The organism is Streptomyces sp. NPDC104313, assembly GCF_055583985.1.
On sequence record NZ_JBVJMW010000001.1, the window covers coordinates 374,950 to 395,387 of the forward strand.

Genomic DNA, 20,438 nt, shown 5'->3' on the forward strand with positions numbered 1-20,438 from the left:
CCGGAACCCGACCGGAGGATGATCGGGGGCAGGGGAACCACTATGGAAGAATCTCTGCCTATGGGTGAAACACGGGTGTCAGCGCACGAAGGCCGGTCAACGGCCGGTTCTTCACCCATCGCGGCCGAGGCGGCCCCCGAAGCCGCCGCCGCGTCCACCGCTACTCCGGCTTCCGGGAAGACCGGCCGACTGGCCCGGCTCCGCTCCCTGCGGGCGCCCCGCCGTCCCCGGCTCTGGTTCGAGATCCTGCTCATCGCGGTCAGTTACTGGCTGTATTCGCTCGTGCGCAATGCCGTCCCGGAGCAGAAGGCTCAGGCCCTGCGCAACGCGGACTGGATCTGGGCGGCGGAGAGGTCCATGGGCCTCGCCTTCGAGGAAACGGTCAATCACGCGGTCAATTCCGTGACATGGCTGATCGTGTCGATGAACTACTACTACGCGACGCTGCATTTCGTCGTGACCATCGGCGTCCTCATCTGGCTGTTCCGCCGCCACCCGGGCCGCTACGCCGCGACGCGGCTGGTCCTCTTCGCGACGACGGCCGTGGCCCTGCTCGGTTACTACCTCTACCCGCTGGCGCCACCCCGTCTGATGAACGGCGCGAACTTCGTCGACACCGTGCTCCTGCACGAGACGTGGGGCTCGATGGCGTCGGGCAACTTCAAGAACATGTCGAACCAGTACGCGGCGATGCCGTCGATGCACATCGGCTGGTCGCTCTGGTGCGGCCTGACGATCTTCGCCCTGGCCTCGGCGCCCTGGGCCCGCATCCTGGGCCTGCTCTACCCGACGCTCACCCTGGTCGTCATCGTGGCCACCGCCAACCACTTCTGGCTGGACGCGGTGGGCGGCATGGTCTGCCTCGCGTTCGGGTACGCGGTCTCCCGCGTCTGGTACGGCTCGCTGCCGCACCGGCTGCCGAAGTGGGTGCCGGACCGACGGGGACGGCTGACCGGCCTGCGCGCCGCCCGACTGCCACGCCCGGCATCGGAGCCGGAGGCCGCCGGGTCGCGGAGGGCGTAGCGACGGACCATCTCCAGCCCGTCCGGCGCTTGAGGACGTCTCTCCCAGCCCGTCCGGCGCTTGAGGAGCGGGGTCGGGGCGGAGCGCCGAGGGGCCCCGGGGCCGGGCCCCTGGAGCACGCCCCTAGGAAGCCGTCCCGTAGAACCGCTCCTCCACCACCGCCCGCGCCCGCCGCGTGATCCGCCGGTAGTCGTCCAACATGTCCCCGACATGCCCCGGCTCGTACCCCAGATACCGCCCGACCGCCGTCATCTCCCGCGGGTCGGACGGGAAGGTGTCGCCCGGCCGCCCCCGGACCAGCATCACCGCGTTGCGGACCCGCGACGCCAGGACCCACGCCTCGTCCAGCGTCTGCGCGTCCTCCGCCGGAATCAGCTCCGCCGCACACGCCGCGGCCAGCGCCTCGCGCGTACGCGTCGTACGCAGCCCCGGTGTCTCCCAGCCGTGCTGCATCTGCATCAGCTGCACGGTCCACTCGACATCGCTCAGCCCGCCCCGCCCCAGCTTCGTGTGGAGCGTGGGGTCCGCGCCGCGCGGCATCCGCTCGGACTCCATCCGGGCCTTGAGCCGGCGGATCTCCCGTACGGCGTCCTCGCCGAGCCCTTCCACCGGATACCGCAGCGGATCGACCAGCTCGATGAAGTCGCGCCCCAGCTCCTCGTCGCCCGCCACCGGTTCGGCCCGCAGCAGCGCCTGGCTCTCCCAGACCAGCGACCAGCGCCGGTAGTAGGCCTCGTACGACTTCAGTGTGCGGACCAGCGGCCCGCTCTTGCCCTCCGGGCGCAGGTCGGCGTCGATCAGCAGCGGCGGATCCGCGGTCGGCAGCTGAAGGAGCCGCCGCATCTCCGCGATGACGGTGTTGGCGGCCCGGGCCGCCTCCTCGTCGCCGACGCCCTCACGCGGCCGGTGGACGAAGAGGACGTCGGCGTCGGAGCCGTAACTCAGCTCGTGCCCGCCGAAGCGGCCCATGCCGATGACCGCGAACCGGGTCGGCAGGGTCTCGCCCCACCGTGCGCGGACAGCGGCCCGCAGCGCACCCGCGACGGTGGCGGCGTTGAGGTCGCTGACAGCCGAGCCGACGCGGTCGACGAGGGCCCCGTGATCCTGCTCGGCGGGGTTGTCCTCGGTGCCGTACGAGCCGATGAGGTCGGCGGCCGTCGTACGGAACAGCTCGCGGCGGCGCACCCCGCGCACCACCGCGACGGCCGACTCCGCGTCCCCGGCACGCCCCACCGCGGCCACTATCTCCTGCTCCAGGTGGGCCCGGGTGCGGAGCGTGAGCCCCTCCGGGTCGCCGAGGATCGCCACCGCCTCCGGGGCCCGCATCAGCAGGTCCGGGGCGAAGCGGCCGGCGGACAGGACCCGGGCGAGGTTCTCCGCGGCGGCGCCCTCGTCGCGCAGGAGCCGCAGGTACCACGGGGTCTTGCCGAGCGCGTCGGACACCTTGCGGAAGCCGAGGAGCCCCGCGTCCGGGTCGGCGGAGTCCGCGAACCAGCCGAGCAGCACCGGCAGCAGGGTGCGCTGGATGGCGGCCTTGCGCGTCACCCCGGAGGAGAGGGCCACCAGGTGCCGCAGGGCGGCCGCCGGGTCGGCGTACCCGAGGGCCTCCAGGCGGATCGCGGCGGCCTTCGCGCTGAGCCGGGACTCGGCGGGGGCCAGCTGGGCGACGGCGTCCAGCAGCGGCCGGTAGAAGATCTTCTCGTGCAGCCGCCGTACGACGGAGGCGTGCCGCTTCCAGGCCTTGTTCAGCTCGGTCACCGGGTCGGTGCGCATCCCGAGCGACCGGCCGAGCCGCCGCAGGTCCGCCTCGTCCTCGGGGACGAGGTGGGTGCGGCGCAGCCGGTAGAGCTGGATGCGGTGCTCCATGGAGCGCAGGAAGCAGTACGCCTCATCCAGCTGGGCGGCGTCCGCACGCCCCACGTACCCGCCCTCGGCGAGCGCCCGCAGCGCCTTGAGGGTGGAGCCGCTGTGCAGCGTGGCGTCACTGCGCCCGTGCACCAACTGGAGGAGCTGCACCGCGAACTCGACGTCGCGCAGTCCGCCGGGGCCGAGCTTCAGCTCCCGCTCGATCCGGTCGCGGGGGATGTTGTCGACGACACGGCGGCGCATCTTCTGCACGTCGGGGACGAAGTTCTCCCGGTCGGCGGCCCCCCAGACGAGCGGCGACACCGCCTCGACGTACTCCGCGCCCAGCTTGGGGTCGCCGGCCACCGCGCGGGCCTTCAGCAGGGCCTGGAACTCCCAGGTCTTGGCCCAGCGCTGGTAGTAGGCCAGGTGGGAGGTGAGGGTCCGCACGAGCGGCCCGTTGCGGCCCTCGGGGCGGAGGTTGGCGTCGACCTCCCAGATGGTGCCCTCGACGGTGGTCTCGGAGCAGATCCTCATCATGTGGGCGGCCAGCCGGGTGGCGGCCTGCATGGCCTTGGTCTCGTCGACCCCGTCGCGCGCCTCCCCGACGAAGATGACGTCGACGTCGGAGACGTAGTTCAGCTCGCGCCCGCCACACTTGCCCATCGCGACGACGGCGAGCCGGCACCGTGCCGCGTCCTCGGGTGCGGCCGTCCGGGCGATGGCGAGGGCGGCACGCAGGGTGGCGGTGGCGAGGTCGGCCAGTTCGGCCGCGGTCTGCTCGAGGTCGGTCGTCCCGCACACGTCCCGGGCTGCGAGGGTGAGCAGACACCTGCGGTAGGCGACCCGCAGCGAGTCCGGGTCGACGGCGTCGGCGAGCCCGCGCTCGAACTCGGCGACCCCGGGGTGCAGGTCGACCGCCTCGTACGTGACGAGCGCCTGCCAGTCGCGCGGATGCCGGGCCAGGTGGTCCCCGAGCGCCTCCGAGGCGCCGAGGACCCCGAGGAGCCGGTCGCGCAGGGGTTTGGCGGTGACAAGGGTGTCGAGCAGTACCTGGCGCTCGCTCTCCGCCTCGGCCTCGGCGAGCCGGACGAGGCCGCGCAGGGCGAGATCCGGGTCGGCGGTGGCCCCGAGCGCCTCCAGGAGGACGGGATCGGACCGTACGGAGGCCAGCGCGTCCAGGTTGAGGAGCTGGTCCGCGGCGGACGGGTCGGTGAATCCGTGCCGCAGCAGCCTGGTGAACGTACTGCTTCTGCGCCCCGGCGCCGTCGTCATCGCGTGCTCTCCCGCCAGCCGAACCGAACTGTGTCCCCGTGCGTCGCCCCGGTGCGGCTCCGTCTCCGCCCCGGGGCCCTTCGAGCCTAGTCCTGTGCCGGCGGATTCGGGGCGGTGGCGGGGTCCCCCCACGGAGGATTCCCCGGCTGTTCCGCTGCCCCGACGTGGACCGTCCCGGCTCTCGGGACATGGACCGTCCCGACGAGGACGGTGGCGTACAACTCCTCGGAGACCAGGACCCGGGGGCTCAGCCCGGCGGCGCGCAGGACCTCGACCGCCGTGTCCCGCTGCCGCTCGCTCGCCTCCACGAGCAGGCTGCCGCCGGGCGCGAGCCACCGGGGCGCTTCGGCGGCGACCCGGCGCATGACATCGAGCCCGTCGCCTCCCCCGTCCAGGGCGACGCGCGGTTCATGGATGCGGGCCTCGGCGGGCAGCAGCTCGACGTCACCGGTGGGGACGTAGGGGACGTTGGCGAGCAGCACGTCGACCCGGCCGCGCAGGGTGGCGGGCAGCGGGGCGAACAGATCGCCCTCGTAGACGTGCCCCAGGTCGCCGACGTTGCGCCGGGCGCAGCGCACGGCGGCGGGTTCGACGTCGCAGGCGTGCAGTTCGGCCGCGTCCGACGTGGAGGCCAGGGCGACGCCGAGCGCGCCGGAACCGCAGCAGAGGTCGACGACGACGGCCCGGCGGGGTGCGAGGGCGGCGGCTTGCGCGACCAGGAACTCCGTACGGCGGCGGGGCACGAAGACGCCGGTGTCCACGGCGAAGCGGCGGCCGTGGAAGTCCGCCCAGCCCAGGACGTGTTCGAGCGGCAGTCCGGCGGCGCGGCGCTCGACGAGCAGGGCCAGCTCGTCGACGGACTCGGCGGCCTCGTGGAGGAGACGGGCCTCGTCCTCGGCGAAGACACAGCCGGCGCGGCGGAGGGCGACGACGGTGGCGGAGAGGGCACCGGAGGTGGAGAGGGAGGTGGAGGGGCGAACCGGCATACGAGCGAAGCCTTTCGGGGAAACCGATGGGCGCTCCGCGATCCGCTTATGCCGTCCGGTCGGCTGCTGCCGGTCGTACGACGCGATCGCGCGGGGTGAGCACCCGGCCTGATCCAGCGGTCATGGGGCTCACCTCCTTGGTCGATCCCGTCGATCCCGTCGGTCCCGTGGCGTACGGGGGTCGTAACCCTACAACAGCCCGTTCCCGCGCCCTCGCGGGTCGCGGGAACGGGCCGCTGTGCCGAATCGGACCTCGCTCGACCACAGCCGGATCCGGCGTCGCTCGCCCCGGATCGGTCTCGGCCCAGGTCCGCCCGATTGTCCTGGCGGCGGGCTTCCTCTCCTCGCTCCGGATCGCGATGCGCAGGTGGATCGAGGAGGACCTGGCACGGGAGCCTGCGGCGGTGATCGACGAGATCCTGGACGAGATGGGGCGGGGGTTCGCGTGAGGGGTGGGTGAGCCCCGACCTCCCCACTGACGCGACTGACGGCTCAGCGGCCCGTCGGCACCTCGCACAAGGCGCCGCCCAGGAGCCCGGCCCTCCGTCCCCGGTTCAGGAATCCGGCTGGTCGACGTGGATCTCGTAGGCGATCTCCCAGCGGACGTCCGGCACGATGATGTCGGCCGTCTCCACGGGGCGGCCCTCGCGGTCGAAGTACGTGCGCTCGATCACGATGACCAGGTCACCGAAGGAGATCCCGAGCAGATTCGCCTGTTCCCGCGTCGCGCGGGCCGGGCGGGGCAGCTCGATGCCGGTGGCGATGGCCACACCGATGGACCGCATGCGTTCGACGACGCCGAGCTTGCCGCGCGGCCCCATCTCCGGGAGCAGGACCGGCGTCCCGCCCGTGATGGCCATCGGCTCCCAGCTCTTGGCGAGCTGTACGGGCAGGCCGTCGGCGAGGAATTCGTAGTCCGTCATGACGCAGAGGTCGCCGGGCTCGATCGCCAGCCGTTCGGCGACACCCTCCGGCGCGGGGACGCGTGCCGTACTGGTGCACTCCCAGTCGGCCTCGTGGTCCAGCTCGCCCATGTCCGAGGCGAAAGGGCTCCTGCCACGCTGTTCACGGTGGCGCGAGCGGATCATGCGCCGGCGTTCGCGCGCCCGGCGGACGTACGTGCCGGAGCCGGCGCGGCCTTCGAGGATGCCCTCGATGATCAGGCGCTCCATGGCTCGTTGCGCCACGGACTGACCGACGCCGTACTCCTCGGCGAACCGGGCCCGGGACGGCAGCTTGTCCCCCACCGCCCATTCACCGGCCCGCACACGAGCCCGCAAAGCATCCGCCACCTGCAAGTACGGCGTATCACGTGGCATTTGAGCAGCTCCGTGTGTTCGGCGTCGATAGGGGCGTCGCTGTTGACAAAGCTAACCCATCAGGTTGAAGCTGAATATTCAGCATTACATGGAGTGACATTCGGTTCATCAGGGGAGAAGTGTGCGCTCTGCACAAGCGCGGGTCGCGGCGCTGACCGGCATGCTCGCCGCCGCCACGGACACCGAACCGCGCGTGACCACCGACCTGGACGCCTTCCGTGTCGAGGCCGATCTCCCCGTCGAGTTGAGCGCGACCGCCCACGCGGCGGTCCTCGCCGCCCTGGACACGGCGGACCGCTACGGACACACCCGTACCCGTACCTCCGAATACGTCTGGGCCGAGATCAGCAGAGAGGCGAACGTGACCACGACCACATCCCCCGACACGGCCTACCGTGCCCTGCTCGGCCACACGATGACCTGCACCCCCTGCCGGACCGGCGCGATCTGCCCCGACGCGACGAAGCTCGTCCGCGTCTGGCGGGAGACCCGCCGATGAGCCGCGGTACGGGACACCCGCGGGAACGGGCCGCGGGGGCCCGGCCGCGTACGGCCGGGCGAACCCCTTGAGCCCCCGGCCCGGGCCGGGGCGCCACCCATCCACCAGTGACGGAGGCACCTGATGCGCACGACCCGCCACGCCTTGCCCGCACCACCCGGGAGGCCCGGATGATCACCCTCTCCACGACGGACGTCCGTACCTGCGAGGCGTGCTGGGACGCCCCGGTCACGGCCGCCCGGCACACCCCCGCCGGCCGCGACCTGCTCTGCGAGGAGTGCTCGGAGGGCGACTACCCGCGCCGCGTCGACCTCTTCCCGCCGTTCGGCGTCTACGGCCTGACGACCCACAAGGTCCTGAACGACGGCAAACACGGCAGCGGCCCCCCGCAACTGCCACCCGACCCGGGCCCTCCGCTGCCCGACCCGCCCCCCGCACCGTCACCACCAGGGACGCCGCCGGTGTAGGCCCCTGGACGGCCCAGAGCTGATCATGACTGCGGGCGGGTCGCTCCGGTTGAACCGGGCGACCCGCCCGCACTGCGTTCTGCAAGCCACTGGCCTGCGGTTACAGCACCGGCAGCAGGTTCTTCAGCTCGAAGGCCGTGACCTCGCTGCGGTACTCCTCCCACTCCTGCTTCTTGTTGCGGAGGAAGAAGTCGAAGACGTGCTCGCCCAGCGTCTCGGCGACCAGTTCGCTCTTCTCCATCAGCGAGATCGCCTCGCCCAGGTTCTGCGGGAGCGGCTCGATGCCCATCGCGCGGCGTTCGGCGTCGGAGAGGGCCCAGACGTCGTCGTCGGCTCCGGCCGGGAGTTCGTAGCCCTCCTCTATACCCTTGAGGCCTGCGGCGAGCAGGACCGCGTAGGTGAGGTACGGGTTGGCGCCGGAGTCGATGGAGCGGACCTCGACGCGGGCCGAGCCGGTCTTGCCGGGCTTGTACATCGGGACGCGGATGAGGGCGGAGCGGTTGTTGTGGCCCCAGCAGATGTACGAGGGGGCTTCGCCGCCCGCGCCGGCCGCGCGGGAGGAGCCGCCCCAGATGCGCTTGTAGGAGTTGACCCACTGGTTGGTGACGGCCGAGATCTCCGCCGCGTGCGTCAGCAGGCCCGCGATGAAGGAGCGGCCGACCTTGGAGAGCTGGTACTCCGCGCCCGACTCGTAGAAGGCGTTGCGGTCGCCCTCGAAGAGGGAGAGGTGGGTGTGCATGCCCGAACCCGGGTACTCCGAGAACGGCTTCGGCATGAACGTTGCCTGCACACCCTGCTCCAGCGCCACCTGCTTCATCACCAGGCGGAACGTCATGATGTTGTCCGCCGTGGAGAGCGCGTCCGCGTATCGCAGGTCGATCTCCTGCTGGCCGGGGGCGCCCTCGTGGTGGCTGAACTCGACCGAGATGCCCATCGATTCGAGCATGGTGATCGCCTGGCGGCGGAAGTCCATGCCGACGTTCTGCGGCGTGTGGTCGAAGTAGCCCGAGCTGTCCGCCGGCGTCGGGCGGGTGCCGTCGACCGGCTTGTTCTTCAGCAGGAAGAACTCGATCTCGGGGTGCGTGTAGAACGTGAAGCCGAGGTCGGACGTCTTGGCCAGGATGCGCTTGAGGACGTAGCGCGGGTCCGCGAAGGACGGGGAGCCGTCCGGCATCAGGATGTCGCAGAACATCCGCGCGGTACCGGGGGCCTCCGCGCGCCAGGGCAGGATCTGGAAGGTGCCCGGGTCCGGCTTGGCGATCATGTCCGATTCGTACACTCGGGCGAAGCCCTCGATCGCCGAGCCGTCGAAGCCGATGCCCTCGTCGAAGGCCTGCTCCAGCTCGGCCGGAGCCACGGCGACGGACTTGAGGAACCCGAGGACGTCGGTGAACCACAGCCGCACGAAGCGGATGTCGCGCTCCTCAAGGGTCCTGAGGACGAATTCCTGCTGCTTGTCCATTGCCACATCCTTGCAGTTCAGACGGTCCGTGCACCACCGCCCGGGGTAGGGGGACACTTCAGTATCGCGACCCGGGATTTCCCCCAGATTACGCACACGGTGTGAGAGAGAGCACTCGGCCACCCACTACGATCGGCGACCGTGGCGCACGGGGGCGGCAGCCGAGCAGTGGCCGGCTTCCCGCCCGGATTCCGGCCTGGATTCCGGCCCGGATTCCCGCCCGCCCGCGCGCATCGGTTCACGGACCTTTCTCCCGCCTCCCGGCCCCTTCGCAGAAGGACTCGACGATATGAGCTACGACTCCCGGTACCCCCAGCCGCAGGCCCCCGAGACGCGCGCCCGCGCCACCCGCAACCGGGCCATCGCCATAGGGCTGAGCGCTGCCGTCGTGGCCGGTCTCGTCACCTTCGGCTCATACCTGCTGCTGGAGAACTCCGAGGCGAACGAGAGGTCCGACGGCGCCTCGGCGGCCCAGGACGGCAAGCACCCGGGCGGTCACGGCGTCTCTCACGGCAACGCCACGGGCGGGGCCATCGAAGGGCTGAAGTCCTGGGACGCGGCGAAGCTCGGCCGCGAGCACGTCGCGGGCTCGGTGGACTATCCGATGAAGCCTCCGGTAGGCGGCGACCACAACCAGTCCTGGATGAACTGCGACGGCGACGTATACGAAAAGGCTCTCCCGGACGTCAACGCCGTGCACTCCCTGGAGCACGGCGCGGTCTGGGTCACCTACGACGGCAAGGCCGCCGACGCCGATGTCGCCGAGCTGGCCGAGCGTGTCAGGAAGACCCCGTTCACGCTGATGAGCCCGTACGCCGGCCAGGAGGGCGCGATCATGCTCAGCGCCTGGGGCAAGCAGGTCGCCGTCGACTCCGCCGAGGACAAGCGGGTGGACCAGTTCCTCGCCCAGTACGTTCAGGGCGCACAGACCCCCGAGCCCGGCGCACCCTGCACCGGCGGGCTGGCGACGGTACCGCGGTGACGGCCGGAGAACGAGCGGTGGGCGGCGACGCCCTGGTGGCCCCTCACGCCCTCGTGGAGCGGCGGAGGACCCTGCGGGTCCGCTGGGCTGCCGGTAGCGCCGTGGCCCTCGCCCTGCTGTTCGCGGGGGCGGCCACCGTCGCCTCCGCGCGGGGAGGCGGGGACGACGCGGAAGCGGGAGACGCCCGTGTTCGTGTTCCCGGTGCCTCGTCCGCCGACGCCGGGTTCGCCCGGGACATGGCCGTCCACCATCAGCAGGCCGTCGAGATGTCGTTCATCGTCCGCGACCGCACGGACGACGAGGACGTACGCCGTCTCGCCTACGACATCGCCAACACCCAGGCCAACCAGCGCGGCATGCTCCTCGGCTGGCTCGACCTGTGGGAGTTGCCGAAGGTCGCCCCGGACGGGAAGCAGCCCATGGCGTGGATGGCCGGTACGGGTGGACACGAGCACGGTGGGCACGGTTCGGGCGGTGCCGAGGCGGGTTCCGGTGCGGACGGGGTGTTCATGCCCGGCATGGCGAGCCGCTCCGAGTTGGCGCGGCTCAACCGCCTCGGCGGTGCGGAGGCCGAGGTGTTCTTCCTCCAGTTGATGACGGACCACCACAAGGGTGGCGTCCCCATGGCCGAGGCCTGTGCGTCCCTGTGCGCGGTACCGGCCGAGCAGCGGCTCGCCCGGGGCATGGTCGCGGGCCAGCGGTCCGAGCTGGGGCTGATGCGGGACATGCTGGCCGAGCGGGAAGCCGCGCCTCGGCCCTGAGACCTCGGCCCTGAGACCTCGGCCCCGAGCCCGGGGCCGAGGCCCGGACGACGGGTGTGTCAGCTTCCGTCCTTGCGCTGGCACACCCGAACGGGTGATTGCGGTCGCGTCGCCCCGGCGGGCCGGTGACGATGGGTTGCGCTCGGGGCCGTACGGCAGTGCCATCGGCACGCAGGAGGAAATCCCCCATGACGACCGCCAAAGACATCATGCACAGCGGGGCCCGCTGGATCCCGGCCCACGAGACGCTCGACCGTGCGGCACAGCTGATGCGCGAGCACGACGTGGGCGCGCTTCCGGTGTCCGCCGACGGTGACTCCGACCGGATGGTCGGCATCATCACCGACCGCGACATCGTCGTCGGCTGTGTGGCCAAGGGGCACGACCCGGCGAAGATCACGGCGGGCGATCTCGCGCAGGGCACGCCCCGCTGGATCGAGGCGGAGGCCGATGTGAACGCGGTCCTGGAGGAGATGCAGACCCATCGCATCCGCCGACTGCCCGTCGTCGAGAACAAGAAGCTTGTCGGCATGATCAGCGAGGCCGACCTCGCGCAGCACCTCACCGAGGAGCAGATCGCGGGCTGGGCGGAGAAGGTCTACTCCCGGACCTGAGAAGCCGATGGGCCGGGACGCCGATGGGCCGGGAGGTCACGGTGTCGAGAACATGTGTGACGGTGGCCGGCATCCCACCATCGCTCCCCCGCTCCCCCGCTCCTGCGGGGTGATGGAGGGGTGCCGGGCCGCCCCCCCATCCTCCGTATACCCGCCAGGGGTAGGGTGGCCCGCATGGCGGGCAGGACGCGGAGCAGGAGCGTGACGTACGGGCAGCTGATGCTGTTCGTCGCTCTGCTGTTCGGCATCCTCGCCATGCATACGGTCGGGCATCCGGCGGAGCACGGCGGTTCACCGACCTCGCCCCCCGCCTTGAGCGAGCATGTGGCCCAGGCCCCCGGCCCGGGTCAGGACCTGGGCCTGCTCCTGGCTCCGGACTCGGCTCAAGTCCTGGCTCCGGACTCGGCTCAGGCCCTGGCTCCGGGCGTCACCGACGCTCAGCCGCCGCCGCACGGCTCCCCCGGCTCCGACGCCCCGATGAGCGGTATGGATCCGCTCTCCGTCTGCCTCGCCGTCCTCGGCGTCTGGGGCCTCGCTCTCGTCGGTTCCTGGCTGCTCGGGCTGCGCGCCGACGGGCGGCCCCTCGGTACGCCGGTGGATGCGGGGCCGCTGCGGCACCTGCGGCCGATTCCGCCGCCCCGGATATCGGTGCTCGCCAGCGTTTCGGTGCTGCGCATTTAGGAGTGGGCGTTTCACCTCCGCCCCCTCCCAGCATCGACAGCCCTTCAGTTCTTCAGAGGTGTATTCGGCATGCCCACGCAACCCACTCGACGCGCCGTGCTCGGCGCCGCTCTCGCCGTCGCCGGCACGGGAGCCCTCGCCGCCTGTTCCGACGGTGGCGGCGGCGATCACGGCGGGGCGCACTCCCCCGGCGGAGCCCAGGACCCCGGTACGTACGTCTCGCCCGGCGGCAAGGAAGTCGAGGCGGCCGAGGCCGCGCGCGGCTCCGGTCCCGTGCGCAAGGTCTCCCTCACCGCCACCCGCGCCCGGCTCGATCTCGGCGGCGGGCGGACCGTCGCCTCCTGGGCGTACGGGGACCGGCTTCCCGGGCGCGAGGTGCGGGTGACGGCGGGCGACACGCTCGCTCTCACCCTCGCCAACCATCTGCCGGAGCCCACCTCCCTGCACTGGCACGGGCTCGCCCTGCGCAACGACATGGACGGGGTCCCCGGGCTGACCCAGCGGGACATCGCGCCGGGGGCCGACTTCGCCTACCGGTTCGCCGTGCCGCATCCGGGGACGTACTGGTTCCACCCCCACTCCGGCGTCCAGCAGGACCGGGGACTGTACGCGCCGCTGATCGTCGAGGACCCGAAGGAGCCGTTGGCGTACGACAAGGAGTGGGTCGTCGTCCTCGACGACTGGGTCGACGGGGTGGACGGATCGACTCCGGACGCCGTGCTCAAGGAGTTGTCCGGGGGCATGGGCGGCGGGATGGACCACGGCGCGCACACCATGTCGGGCGAGGAGGGCGAGAGTGGTGACGGGCCCTCGCGGATGATGATGGGGGCCACCAGTGAGCTGCTCGGCGGGGACGCCGGAGATGTGGCCTACCCGCACTACCTGGTCAACGGGCGGGTGCCGGGGGACCCGTCCTCCTTCTCCGCGCGGCCCGGCGACCGCATCCGGCTGCGGATCATCAACGCCGGTGGCGACACCGCCTTCCGGGTCGCGCTCGGTGGGCACCGGATGACCGTGACGCACACCGACGGGTTCCCGGTCCGGCACACCACGGGTGACGCGCTGCTGCTGGGGATGGGCGAACGGTACGACGTGCTCGTCACCGCCGGCGACGGGGTCTTCCCGCTGACCGCGCTGGCCGAGGGGAAGAAGGCGTCCGCGCTGGCCGTACTGCGGACCGGGAGCGGGGCCGCACCCACCGCTTCCGTACGGCCCAAGGAGCTGGACGGGAAGCTGGTGGAGGCGGGGCGGCTGGTGCCGGACCCGTCGGTGGCACTGCCCGCCCGCGCACCGGACCGGACGATCCGGATGCGGCTCACCGGCGGGATGGCGACGTACGACTGGGCCTTCGACGGGAAGCCGTACGAGGCCGGGCAGCGCAGGCCGGTGGAGGCGGGCGAGCGGGTGCGGATCGTCTTCGACAACGGGACGGCCATGTGGCACCCGCTGCATCTGCACGGGCACACCTTCGCGCTCGGCGGGAACGCCGCCGGGGCCCGTAAGGACACCGCGATCGTGCTGCCGCACCGGTCGCTGACCGTGGAGTTCGACGCCGACAACCCGGGGCTGTGGATGGTCCACTGCCACAACGTCTACCACGCGGAGGCGGGGATGATGACGGTCCTCGGCTACCGGGGCTGACCCTCCCGGACCCCGGCGGGTGGGGGCCGATAGCGGCTTCGACTTGCGGTTCCGGTGGGCCGGGGCAGTTTTTGCCCGGCCCACCGGGGCATCGCGTCAGAAAGACGATTACACTGGGCGGCGTGCCTCAACTACGCCTCGCACTGAATCAGATCGACTCCACCGTCGGCGACCTCGTCGGCAACGCGGAGGCGATCGTCCACTGGACCCGGCACGCCGCTGAGCAGGGCGCCCATCTGGTGGCGTTCCCCGAGATGGTGCTGACCGGATACCCCGTCGAGGACCTGGCCCTGCGGTCGTCCTTCGTCGAGGCCTCGCGTCAGGCGCTGGGTGCGCTGGCCGTCCGGCTCGACGCGGAGGGCTTCGGCGAACTGCCGGTCGTCGTCGGCTACCTGGACCGCTCCGAGCACGCCGCGGCGCGCTACGGACAGCCGGCCGGCTCGCCGCGCAACGCCGCTGCCGTGCTGCACCGCGGTGGGATCGCCCTCAACTTCGCCAAGCACCACCTGCCGAACTACGGGGTGTTCGACGAGTTCCGGTACTTCGTGCCGGGCGACTCGATGCCCGTCGTCCGGATCCACGGCATCGACGTGGCCCTCGCGATCTGCGAGGACCTGTGGCAGGACGGCGGGCGCGTCCCGGCCGCCCGGTCCGCCGGGGCCGGGCTGCTGCTGTCGATCAACGCCTCGCCGTACGAGCGGGACAAGGACGACACCCGGCTGGAGCTGGTCCGCAAGCGGGCCCAGGAGGCCGGCTGCACGACGGCCTATCTGGCGATGATCGGCGGACAGGACGAGCTGGTCTTCGACGGCGACTCGATCGTCGTCGACAAGGAGGGCGAGGTCATCGCCCGCGCCCCGCAGTTCTCCGAGGGCAGCGTCATCCTCGATCTGGAGCTGCCCGCCGCCGCGGCCGTGGCGCCCTCCGGTGTGGTGGACGACGGGCTGCGCATCGACCATGTGGTGCTGTCCGACCGGCCCGTGGACGCGTACGAGCCGGAGCTGGCGGGCGGGTACGCGGAGCGGCTGGGGAACGAGGAGGAGATCTACTCCGCACTGGTCGTCGGGCTGCGCGCGTACGCCGCGAAGAACGGTTTCAGCAGCGTGCTGATCGGGCTCTCCGGCGGCATCGACTCGGCGATCTGCGCGGCCATCGCCTGCGACGCGCTCGGCGCTGAGCACGTGTACGGCGTCTCGATGCCGTCGAAGTACTCCTCGGACCACTCCAAGGGCGACGCGGCCGAGCTGGCGCGGCGGACGGGGCTGAACTTCCGCACCGTACCGATCGAGCCGATGTTCGACGCCTATATGGAGTCACTCCAGCTCACCGGCCTCGCCGAGGAGAACCTCCAGGCGCGGCTGCGCGGCACGATGCTGATGGCCCTGTCCAACCAGGAGGGGCAGATCGTGCTGGCGCCGGGCAACAAGTCCGAGCTGGCGGTCGGCTACTCCACGCTGTACGGGGACGCGGTCGGCGCGTACGGGCCGATCAAGGACGTCTACAAGTCGTCGGTGTTCCGGCTGGCGAAGTGGCGCAACCGGGCCGCCGAGGATCGGGGGCAGACCCCGCCGATCCCGGAGACCTCGATCACCAAACCGCCGAGCGCGGAGCTGCGGCCGGGGCAGGTCGACACGGACTCACTGCCGGACTACGACGTCCTGGACGCGATCCTGGAGATGTACGTCGACCGGGACCAGGGTCTTGACGCCATCGTGGCGGCGGGGTTCGACGCGGAGCTGGTGGCGAAGACGCTGCGGATGGTGGACGCGGCCGAGTACAAGCGGCGGCAGTACCCGCCGGGGACGAAGATCTCGCCCAAGGGGTTCGGCAAGGACCGGCGGCTGCCGATCACGAGCCGGTGGCGCGAGTCGTCGTAGCGGGGGCGGCGTACACCGGAGGCGTCCGGTGGCCGCCTTCGTCCTCGGGCGCCGGGCGGAGGTTCTGTGCCCTGAGGTGAACTGCCGGTTGCGCGAGGGCGGTCACAGCTCCACGCGGGCCGCGATCGGGAGATGGTCGCTGTCGGTCGCCGCGAGGGTCCAGGAGGCCAGCGGCTCGACGCCCTTGACCATGATCTGGTCGATCCGGGCCATCGGGAACGAGGCGGGCCAGCTGAATCCGAAGCCGTCGCCCGCCGCGCCCTGGGTGGAGCGCATCTGCGCGGTGACCGCGTTCAGCGAGCGGTCGTTCATCGTGCCGTTCAGGTCGCCGAGCAGGACGACGCGCTCGATCCGTTCGTCGGAGATGGCCTCGCCGAGCGCGTCGGCGCTGTCGTCGCGCTGGTTGGCGGTGAACCCGGCGTGCAGCTTCACGCGGACGGACGGCAGGTGGGCCACGTACACCGCGATCTCGCCCTGCGGGGTGGTGACCGTCGAGCGCATCGCCCGGGTCCAGCCCATCTTGATGTCGACGGGCTTGGTGTCGGTCAGCGGGTACTTGCTCCACAGGCCCACCGTGCCCTGGACGGAGTGGTACGGGTAGCGGTCGGCCAGCGACTTCTCGTATGTGGAGACCTGCTTGCCCGGGAGTTCCTGGAGGGCCACGACGTCCGCCCCGGAACCGGCGACCTGCTGGGCGGTGCCTTCGGGGTCGGGGTTGCCCGCGTTGACGTTGTGGGTGGCGACGGTGAGGTCGCCGCCGCCGCCGGACTTGTCGGTGAGAAGCCCCCCGAAGACGTTGAGCCAGACCACGGCGGGCAGCAGCAGCGCGATCAGGGCGGTCGCCGAGCGCCGCAGCAGGCCGAGGATCAGCAGCACCGGGACAAGGAGCGCGACCCACGGCAGGAACGTCTCAATGAGGCTGCCGAGGTTGCCGAGCCGGTTGGGGATCTGCGCGTGGACGACCATCAGCAGGGTCAGCAGCACCGAGCAGAGGGCCAGCGCGATCCCGCGCCGCCAGATGCCCCGGTCGGACCTCAGTCTGTCCCACAGGCCCCGTAGGCGGGGCCCGCCGGCCGCCGGCCGCTCCGCGCTGCCGTTGTCCGTGTCCGCTCCGTACGCCTGCACCATCGCGCTGTCCTCACTGCCTTGCCCTGTACATCGCCGCGCCTCCGACCCTAGGCGATGAACGGCGTCTTTCCGGCCGTCGGCCCACAGACCCGCCCGACGTCCCACGACCGTACGGAGTGCCCGTACGGAAACCAGGACGACGGAGGCGGGACGACGGGTTCCGGTGCGTGGCCGGACGGGGGGCCTTGTGACAGAACAATCACACGCGTACGGGGGCGAGCCCTCCCAGCAGGGCGGCGATGACGCGGTCCACGAGGTCCTCGGGGAGCGGCGCGTCGGGGCGGTGCACCGTGCGGACGAGCATGGGGCCCACGAAGAGGTCGTCGATCAGCTCCACGTCGAGGTCGTCGCGCAGTTCCCCGGCGGCGACGGCGCGCCGCACCGCCTCCAGCATCGCGACGCGCCGGGGGGCGATCACCGTGGAGAAGTACTCCTGCCACAGCTTCGGGTGGCTCTTCATCTGGGCGAAGATGTTGACCAGGAGCACCGAGGAACGCTGGGCGAGGCCCCGGGTGCGCATCGATTCCAGCATGACGCGCAGGTCGGCGAGTCCGGCGGTGCCGGAGACGGGCGGGTCGGTGGGCTCCATGGCGCGTACGACGTCGACGAACAGTTCTTCTTTTCCGCTCCAGCGCCGGTAGATGGTGGCCTTGCCGACACCCGCGGTGCGCGCGATGCGCTCGATGGAGAGGCCCGACAGCGGCTCGCCCGCCTCCAGGAGGGCGATGACGGCGTCCAGGATCGCCCGCTCCGCCGCGGCGGAGCGGGGCCGTCCGCGGCGGGGTTCCGGATCCGCCGGGCCGGCCGGCGGATCGCCCCCGTCCCGTGCCCCGCACCGGTCCCGCTCGCCGTCCTGGCCTTGCACCTGAAGCCGCCTCTCGCCGCGCTGTCGTTCCGCGTACGTCCGCGACTGTCGCCCCGGTACGTACACAACGTCGCCCCGATTCTCGCCGACCCGGGAGGCCCGGAGCGACGGGCCTCACCGGGCCCGTCGGGCCCGCCGTGGCCCGTCGGGCCCGCCCAGGCGCACCGGGGCAGCTGGGCGTCAGCGGTTCAGCTTCTCCTTCGCGGGCGGGACTTCCGTGGCCGTGGGGGCCCCGGTCGACGCCGGGGTCCGGCCGGGCAGGAACAGGCCCACGACGACGGCACCGATCAGGGCGACGGCCGCCGAGCCGAGCGCGGTCATGTGCATGGCGCTGATGAACGCGTCGTTGGCGGCGGCGACCAGCGGCTCTCCGGCCACCGGGCCGAGCTTCTCGGCGACGGCGAGCGTGGCCTCGATGGACTCGCCCGCCACGCCCCTGACCTCGGCCGGCAGGGCGCCGAGGTGGCCCTCGATGTCGCCCCGGTAGACGGTGGAGAGCACCGAGCCGAGTACCGCGATCCCGAGCGCCCCGCCGACCTGGCGGAAGGTGTTGTTGATGGCGGATCCGGAACCGGCCTTCTCGCGGGGCAGCGCCTGCATCACGGCGACGGTGACGGGCGGCATGATGTGCGCCATCCCGGTGCCCAGAGCGAAGAAGACGAGGCACATCACCCACACCGGCGTTCCGGTGCCGAACAGGGCGAACGACGCGAGTCCGGTGGCGACGAACAGCATGCCCACCGTGCAGACCGAGCGGGCGCCGAAGCGGTCGACGACCAGCCGGGCCCGGGGCGCGAAGATCATCTGGGCGGCGGCGAGCGGAACGATCAGCAGGCCCGACTCCAGGGCGGTGTAGCCACGCACGCTCTGGAGGTAGAAGGCGGAGAAGAAGGTCACGCCCATGAGCGCGAAGAACACCAGCGCGATGGCGGCGACGGCGGCGGAGAACGCGGGCTCGCGGAAGTACGTGATGTCGATGGCCGGGTGGCGGCTGCGCCTCTCGTGCCAGACGAATCCGGCCAGCACCAGCAGTCCGCCGACGATGGCGATGAGGACGGTGGTGTCGGTGAAGTCGGCCAGTTCGCCGCCCCGGATGATCCCGTACACCAGCAGGACCAGGCCCACGATGGACAGCACGACGCCCACGGGGTCGACCTTGCCTGGCTTCGGGTCGCGGGAGTCCGGGACCAGGATCGCCATGGCGACCAAGGCGATCACGACCACGGGGACGTTCACCAGGAAGATCGAGCCCCACCAGAAGTGCTCCAGGAGCAGCCCGCCGGTGATCGGGCCGATGGCGATGCCGAGTCCGACGCTGCCCGCCCAGATGCCGATGGCCTTGGGCTGCTCGTCGCGCTCGAAGATGTTCATCAGGACGGCGAGGGTGGCGGGCATCACGAAGGCCGCGCCGAAGCCCATCAGCGCCCGCCAGGTGATGAGCTCACCGGGCGAGGCGGAGAACGCGGCCAGCGCGGAGCCGACGCCGAAGACCAGGATGCCGGCGAGCAGGACCTTCCTGCGTCCGATCCGGTCGCCGAGCAGGCCCGCGGTGAACAGCAGCCCGGCGAAGACGAGCGTGTAGGAGTTGATCGCCCACTCCAGCTCGCCCTGGGTGGCGCCGATGCCGGTGGGGGCGGGACTCGCGATCGTCTTGACCGCGACGTTCAGGATCGAGTTGTCCAGCACCACGATGAGCAGGCTGAACATGAGGACGGCGAGGATCCACCAGCGGCGGCGGTGGATCGCCTCGGGAACACGGGGCGCGGCGGCGGGAGCACCGGACGGGATGGGCATGGGGACGATCCTAACCTCATTTCGATACGATACCGTCTCGTATTGTTAAAGATTTCCCTGCCGCTCGCCGTTCGGACACGCGTGCGGGACCACTTCCCGAGCGGCGGGGCGGGATGCCACCATGGAAGGGATCCGGGGACGCCGTCAGGGCGCCTCGAGATGACGAAGGAGCCACCGGCCATGTCGCTTCAGGCTGCACAGAATCCGTCTCCCCCCACGGATACCTCCGCTTCCCGCACGGGCACCTCCTCCCCCGCAGGTGCGTCCGCGATCAGCAGCGGAGCGCTGTACGGAGGGAAGTCCACCCGCCGCGTCACCGTCCACGACATCGCCGCCGCCACGGAGCGCGGCGAGAAGTGGCCGATGCTCACCGCCTACGACGCGATGACCGCGTCCGTCTTCGACGAGGCCGGCATCCCGGTCATGCTCGTCGGGGACTCGATGGGCAATGTCCACCTCGGCTACGAGACCACCGTGCCCGTCACGATGGACGAGATCGCCATGCTGTCCGCCGCCGTCGTCCGGGGCACCAAGCGCGCCCTCGTCGTCGGCGACCTGCCCTTCGGCTCCTACCAGGAGGGTCCCGTCCAGGCGCTGCGCAACGCCACCCGGCTGGTCAAGGAGTCGGGCGTCGGCGCGGTCAAGCTGGAGGGCGGCGAGCGGTCCCACGAGCAGATCCGCCTGCTGGTCGAGGCCGGCATCCCGGTCATGGGCCACATCGGCCTGACGCCGCAGTCCGTCAACGCGATGGGCTACCGGGTCCAGGGGCGCGGCGAGGAGGCCGCGCAGCAGCTGCTGCGCGACGCCAAGGCCGTGCAGGACGCGGGCGCGTTCGCCGTCGTTCTGGAGCTGGTGCCGGCCGAGCTGGCCGCCGAGGTCACCCGGGCGCTGCACATCCCGACCATCGGCATCGGCGCCGGTTCCGCGACCGACGCCCAGGTGCTCGTCTACACGGACATGGTCGGGCTGACCGGCGGCAAGGTGCCGCGCTTCACCAAGCAGTACGCGAACCTGCGCCAGGTGCTCGGCGCCGCCGCGAAGGAGTTCGCGGACGAGGTCGTCGGCGGCACGTTCCCGGCTCCGGAGCACACCTTCCACTGATGCCCGCGCACTGACCCACGGGCCTTTCGGCGCGCCTTCATCCCGTGCCCACCAGCCATTTCCCGCATCACCGACAGCCCGCCGGCGTCCCCCCTTCGGCGGGCTGTCGCCCGTGCGG

General features: G+C 71.6%; 17 protein-coding genes and 1 pseudogene. 11 read left to right on the top strand and 7 right to left on the bottom strand.

What is annotated here, in order from left to right:
* Window positions 1-42 precede the first annotated feature (42 nt).
* Complete coding sequence (locus ACZ60Q_RS01670; protein ID WP_469626803.1) at window positions 43-1,023, top strand: phosphatase PAP2 family protein; 981 nt, start codon at window positions 43-45, stop codon at window positions 1,021-1,023.
* A gap of 123 nt (window positions 1,024-1,146) precedes the next feature.
* Here the strand turns inward: ACZ60Q_RS01670 and ACZ60Q_RS01675 are convergent, their stop codons facing one another.
* A complete protein-coding gene (locus ACZ60Q_RS01675) occupies window positions 1,147-4,143 on the bottom strand; it encodes a bifunctional [glutamine synthetase] adenylyltransferase/[glutamine synthetase]-adenylyl-L-tyrosine phosphorylase (RefSeq protein ID WP_469626806.1) in 2,997 nt (998 codons plus the stop codon).
* Window positions 4,144-4,229: 86 nt separating this feature from the next.
* On the bottom strand, window positions 4,230-5,129 hold the full coding sequence (locus tag ACZ60Q_RS01680; protein WP_469626809.1) for a putative protein N(5)-glutamine methyltransferase: 900 nt from the start codon (window positions 5,127-5,129) through the stop codon (window positions 4,230-4,232).
* A gap of 281 nt (window positions 5,130-5,410) precedes the next feature.
* Between ACZ60Q_RS01680 and ACZ60Q_RS01685 the strand changes: the two are divergent.
* A pseudogene (locus ACZ60Q_RS01685) lies at window positions 5,411-5,578 on the top strand (TetR family transcriptional regulator); the annotation flags it as partial.
* Between the two features lie 105 nt (window positions 5,579-5,683).
* Here ACZ60Q_RS01685 and ACZ60Q_RS01690 read toward each other — a convergent pair.
* Window positions 5,684-6,448 carry a GntR family transcriptional regulator gene (locus ACZ60Q_RS01690; RefSeq protein ID WP_469626812.1) on the bottom strand — a complete coding sequence of 255 codons (765 nt, stop codon included), beginning with the start codon at window positions 6,446-6,448 and terminating at the stop codon, window positions 5,684-5,686.
* Window positions 6,449-6,608: 160 nt separating this feature from the next.
* On the opposite strand from ACZ60Q_RS01690, the gene ACZ60Q_RS01695 reads away from it, so the two are divergent.
* Together ACZ60Q_RS01695 and ACZ60Q_RS01700 are read left to right on the top strand one after the other, a co-directional pair.
* Window positions 6,609-6,947 carry a hypothetical protein gene (locus tag ACZ60Q_RS01695; RefSeq protein WP_469627967.1) on the top strand — a complete coding sequence of 113 codons (339 nt, stop codon included), beginning with the start codon at window positions 6,609-6,611 and terminating at the stop codon, window positions 6,945-6,947.
* Window positions 6,948-7,117: 170 nt separating this feature from the next.
* The gene (locus ACZ60Q_RS01700) at window positions 7,118-7,414 is read left to right on the top strand and encodes a hypothetical protein (RefSeq protein WP_469627970.1); all 297 of its coding nucleotides are present in this window, start codon (window positions 7,118-7,120) and stop codon (window positions 7,412-7,414) included.
* Window positions 7,415-7,514: 100 nt separating this feature from the next.
* Here the strand turns inward: ACZ60Q_RS01700 and glnA are convergent, their stop codons facing one another.
* Window positions 7,515-8,876, bottom strand: coding sequence for a type I glutamate--ammonia ligase (glnA, locus tag ACZ60Q_RS01705; RefSeq protein WP_003969536.1), 1,362 nt, complete (start codon window positions 8,874-8,876; stop codon window positions 7,515-7,517).
* A 289-nt stretch (window positions 8,877-9,165) separates the two neighbouring features.
* On the opposite strand from glnA, the gene ACZ60Q_RS01710 reads away from it, so the two are divergent.
* The 6 genes from ACZ60Q_RS01710 to ACZ60Q_RS01735 all read left to right on the top strand — a co-directional run bounded on the left by ACZ60Q_RS01710 (window position 9,166) and on the right by ACZ60Q_RS01735 (window position 15,432).
* On the top strand, window positions 9,166-9,858 hold the full coding sequence (locus tag ACZ60Q_RS01710) for a DUF3105 domain-containing protein (RefSeq protein ID WP_469626815.1): 693 nt from the start codon (window positions 9,166-9,168) through the stop codon (window positions 9,856-9,858).
* Window positions 9,859-9,911: 53 nt separating this feature from the next.
* Window positions 9,912-10,619: a DUF305 domain-containing protein gene (locus ACZ60Q_RS01715; RefSeq protein WP_469627973.1), complete on the top strand. Its 708-nt coding sequence runs from the start codon at window positions 9,912-9,914 to the stop codon at window positions 10,617-10,619.
* A 188-nt stretch (window positions 10,620-10,807) separates the two neighbouring features.
* A complete protein-coding gene (locus tag ACZ60Q_RS01720; RefSeq protein WP_469626818.1) occupies window positions 10,808-11,233 on the top strand; it encodes a CBS domain-containing protein in 426 nt (141 codons plus the stop codon).
* A 174-nt stretch (window positions 11,234-11,407) separates the two neighbouring features.
* A complete protein-coding gene (locus tag ACZ60Q_RS01725; RefSeq protein WP_469626820.1) occupies window positions 11,408-11,914 on the top strand; it encodes a hypothetical protein in 507 nt (168 codons plus the stop codon).
* A gap of 69 nt (window positions 11,915-11,983) precedes the next feature.
* Window positions 11,984-13,555, top strand: a complete 1,572-nt coding sequence (locus ACZ60Q_RS01730; RefSeq protein WP_469626823.1) for a multicopper oxidase family protein — start codon at window positions 11,984-11,986, stop codon at window positions 13,553-13,555.
* Window positions 13,556-13,677: 122 nt separating this feature from the next.
* Window positions 13,678-15,432, top strand: coding sequence for an NAD+ synthase (locus ACZ60Q_RS01735; RefSeq protein ID WP_469626825.1), 1,755 nt, complete (start codon window positions 13,678-13,680; stop codon window positions 15,430-15,432).
* Between the two features lie 102 nt (window positions 15,433-15,534).
* On the opposite strand, the gene ACZ60Q_RS01740 is transcribed toward ACZ60Q_RS01735, so the two are convergent.
* The 3 genes from ACZ60Q_RS01740 to ACZ60Q_RS01750 form a co-directional block, all read right to left on the bottom strand.
* A complete protein-coding gene (locus tag ACZ60Q_RS01740; RefSeq protein WP_469626828.1) occupies window positions 15,535-16,560 on the bottom strand; it encodes an endonuclease/exonuclease/phosphatase family protein in 1,026 nt (341 codons plus the stop codon).
* Window positions 16,561-16,759: 199 nt separating this feature from the next.
* Window positions 16,760-17,425 (bottom strand): TetR/AcrR family transcriptional regulator, encoded by a 666-nt coding sequence (locus ACZ60Q_RS01745; RefSeq protein ID WP_469626830.1) that lies wholly within the window; start codon window positions 17,423-17,425, stop codon window positions 16,760-16,762.
* 180 nt (window positions 17,426-17,605) lie between these two features.
* A complete protein-coding gene (locus ACZ60Q_RS01750; protein WP_469626833.1) occupies window positions 17,606-19,219 on the bottom strand; it encodes a DHA2 family efflux MFS transporter permease subunit in 1,614 nt (537 codons plus the stop codon).
* A 180-nt stretch (window positions 19,220-19,399) separates the two neighbouring features.
* Between ACZ60Q_RS01750 and panB the strand changes: the two genes are divergently transcribed.
* On the top strand, window positions 19,400-20,320 hold the full coding sequence (gene panB / locus ACZ60Q_RS01755) for a 3-methyl-2-oxobutanoate hydroxymethyltransferase (protein WP_469626835.1): 921 nt from the start codon (window positions 19,400-19,402) through the stop codon (window positions 20,318-20,320).
* Window positions 20,321-20,438 lie beyond the last annotated feature (118 nt).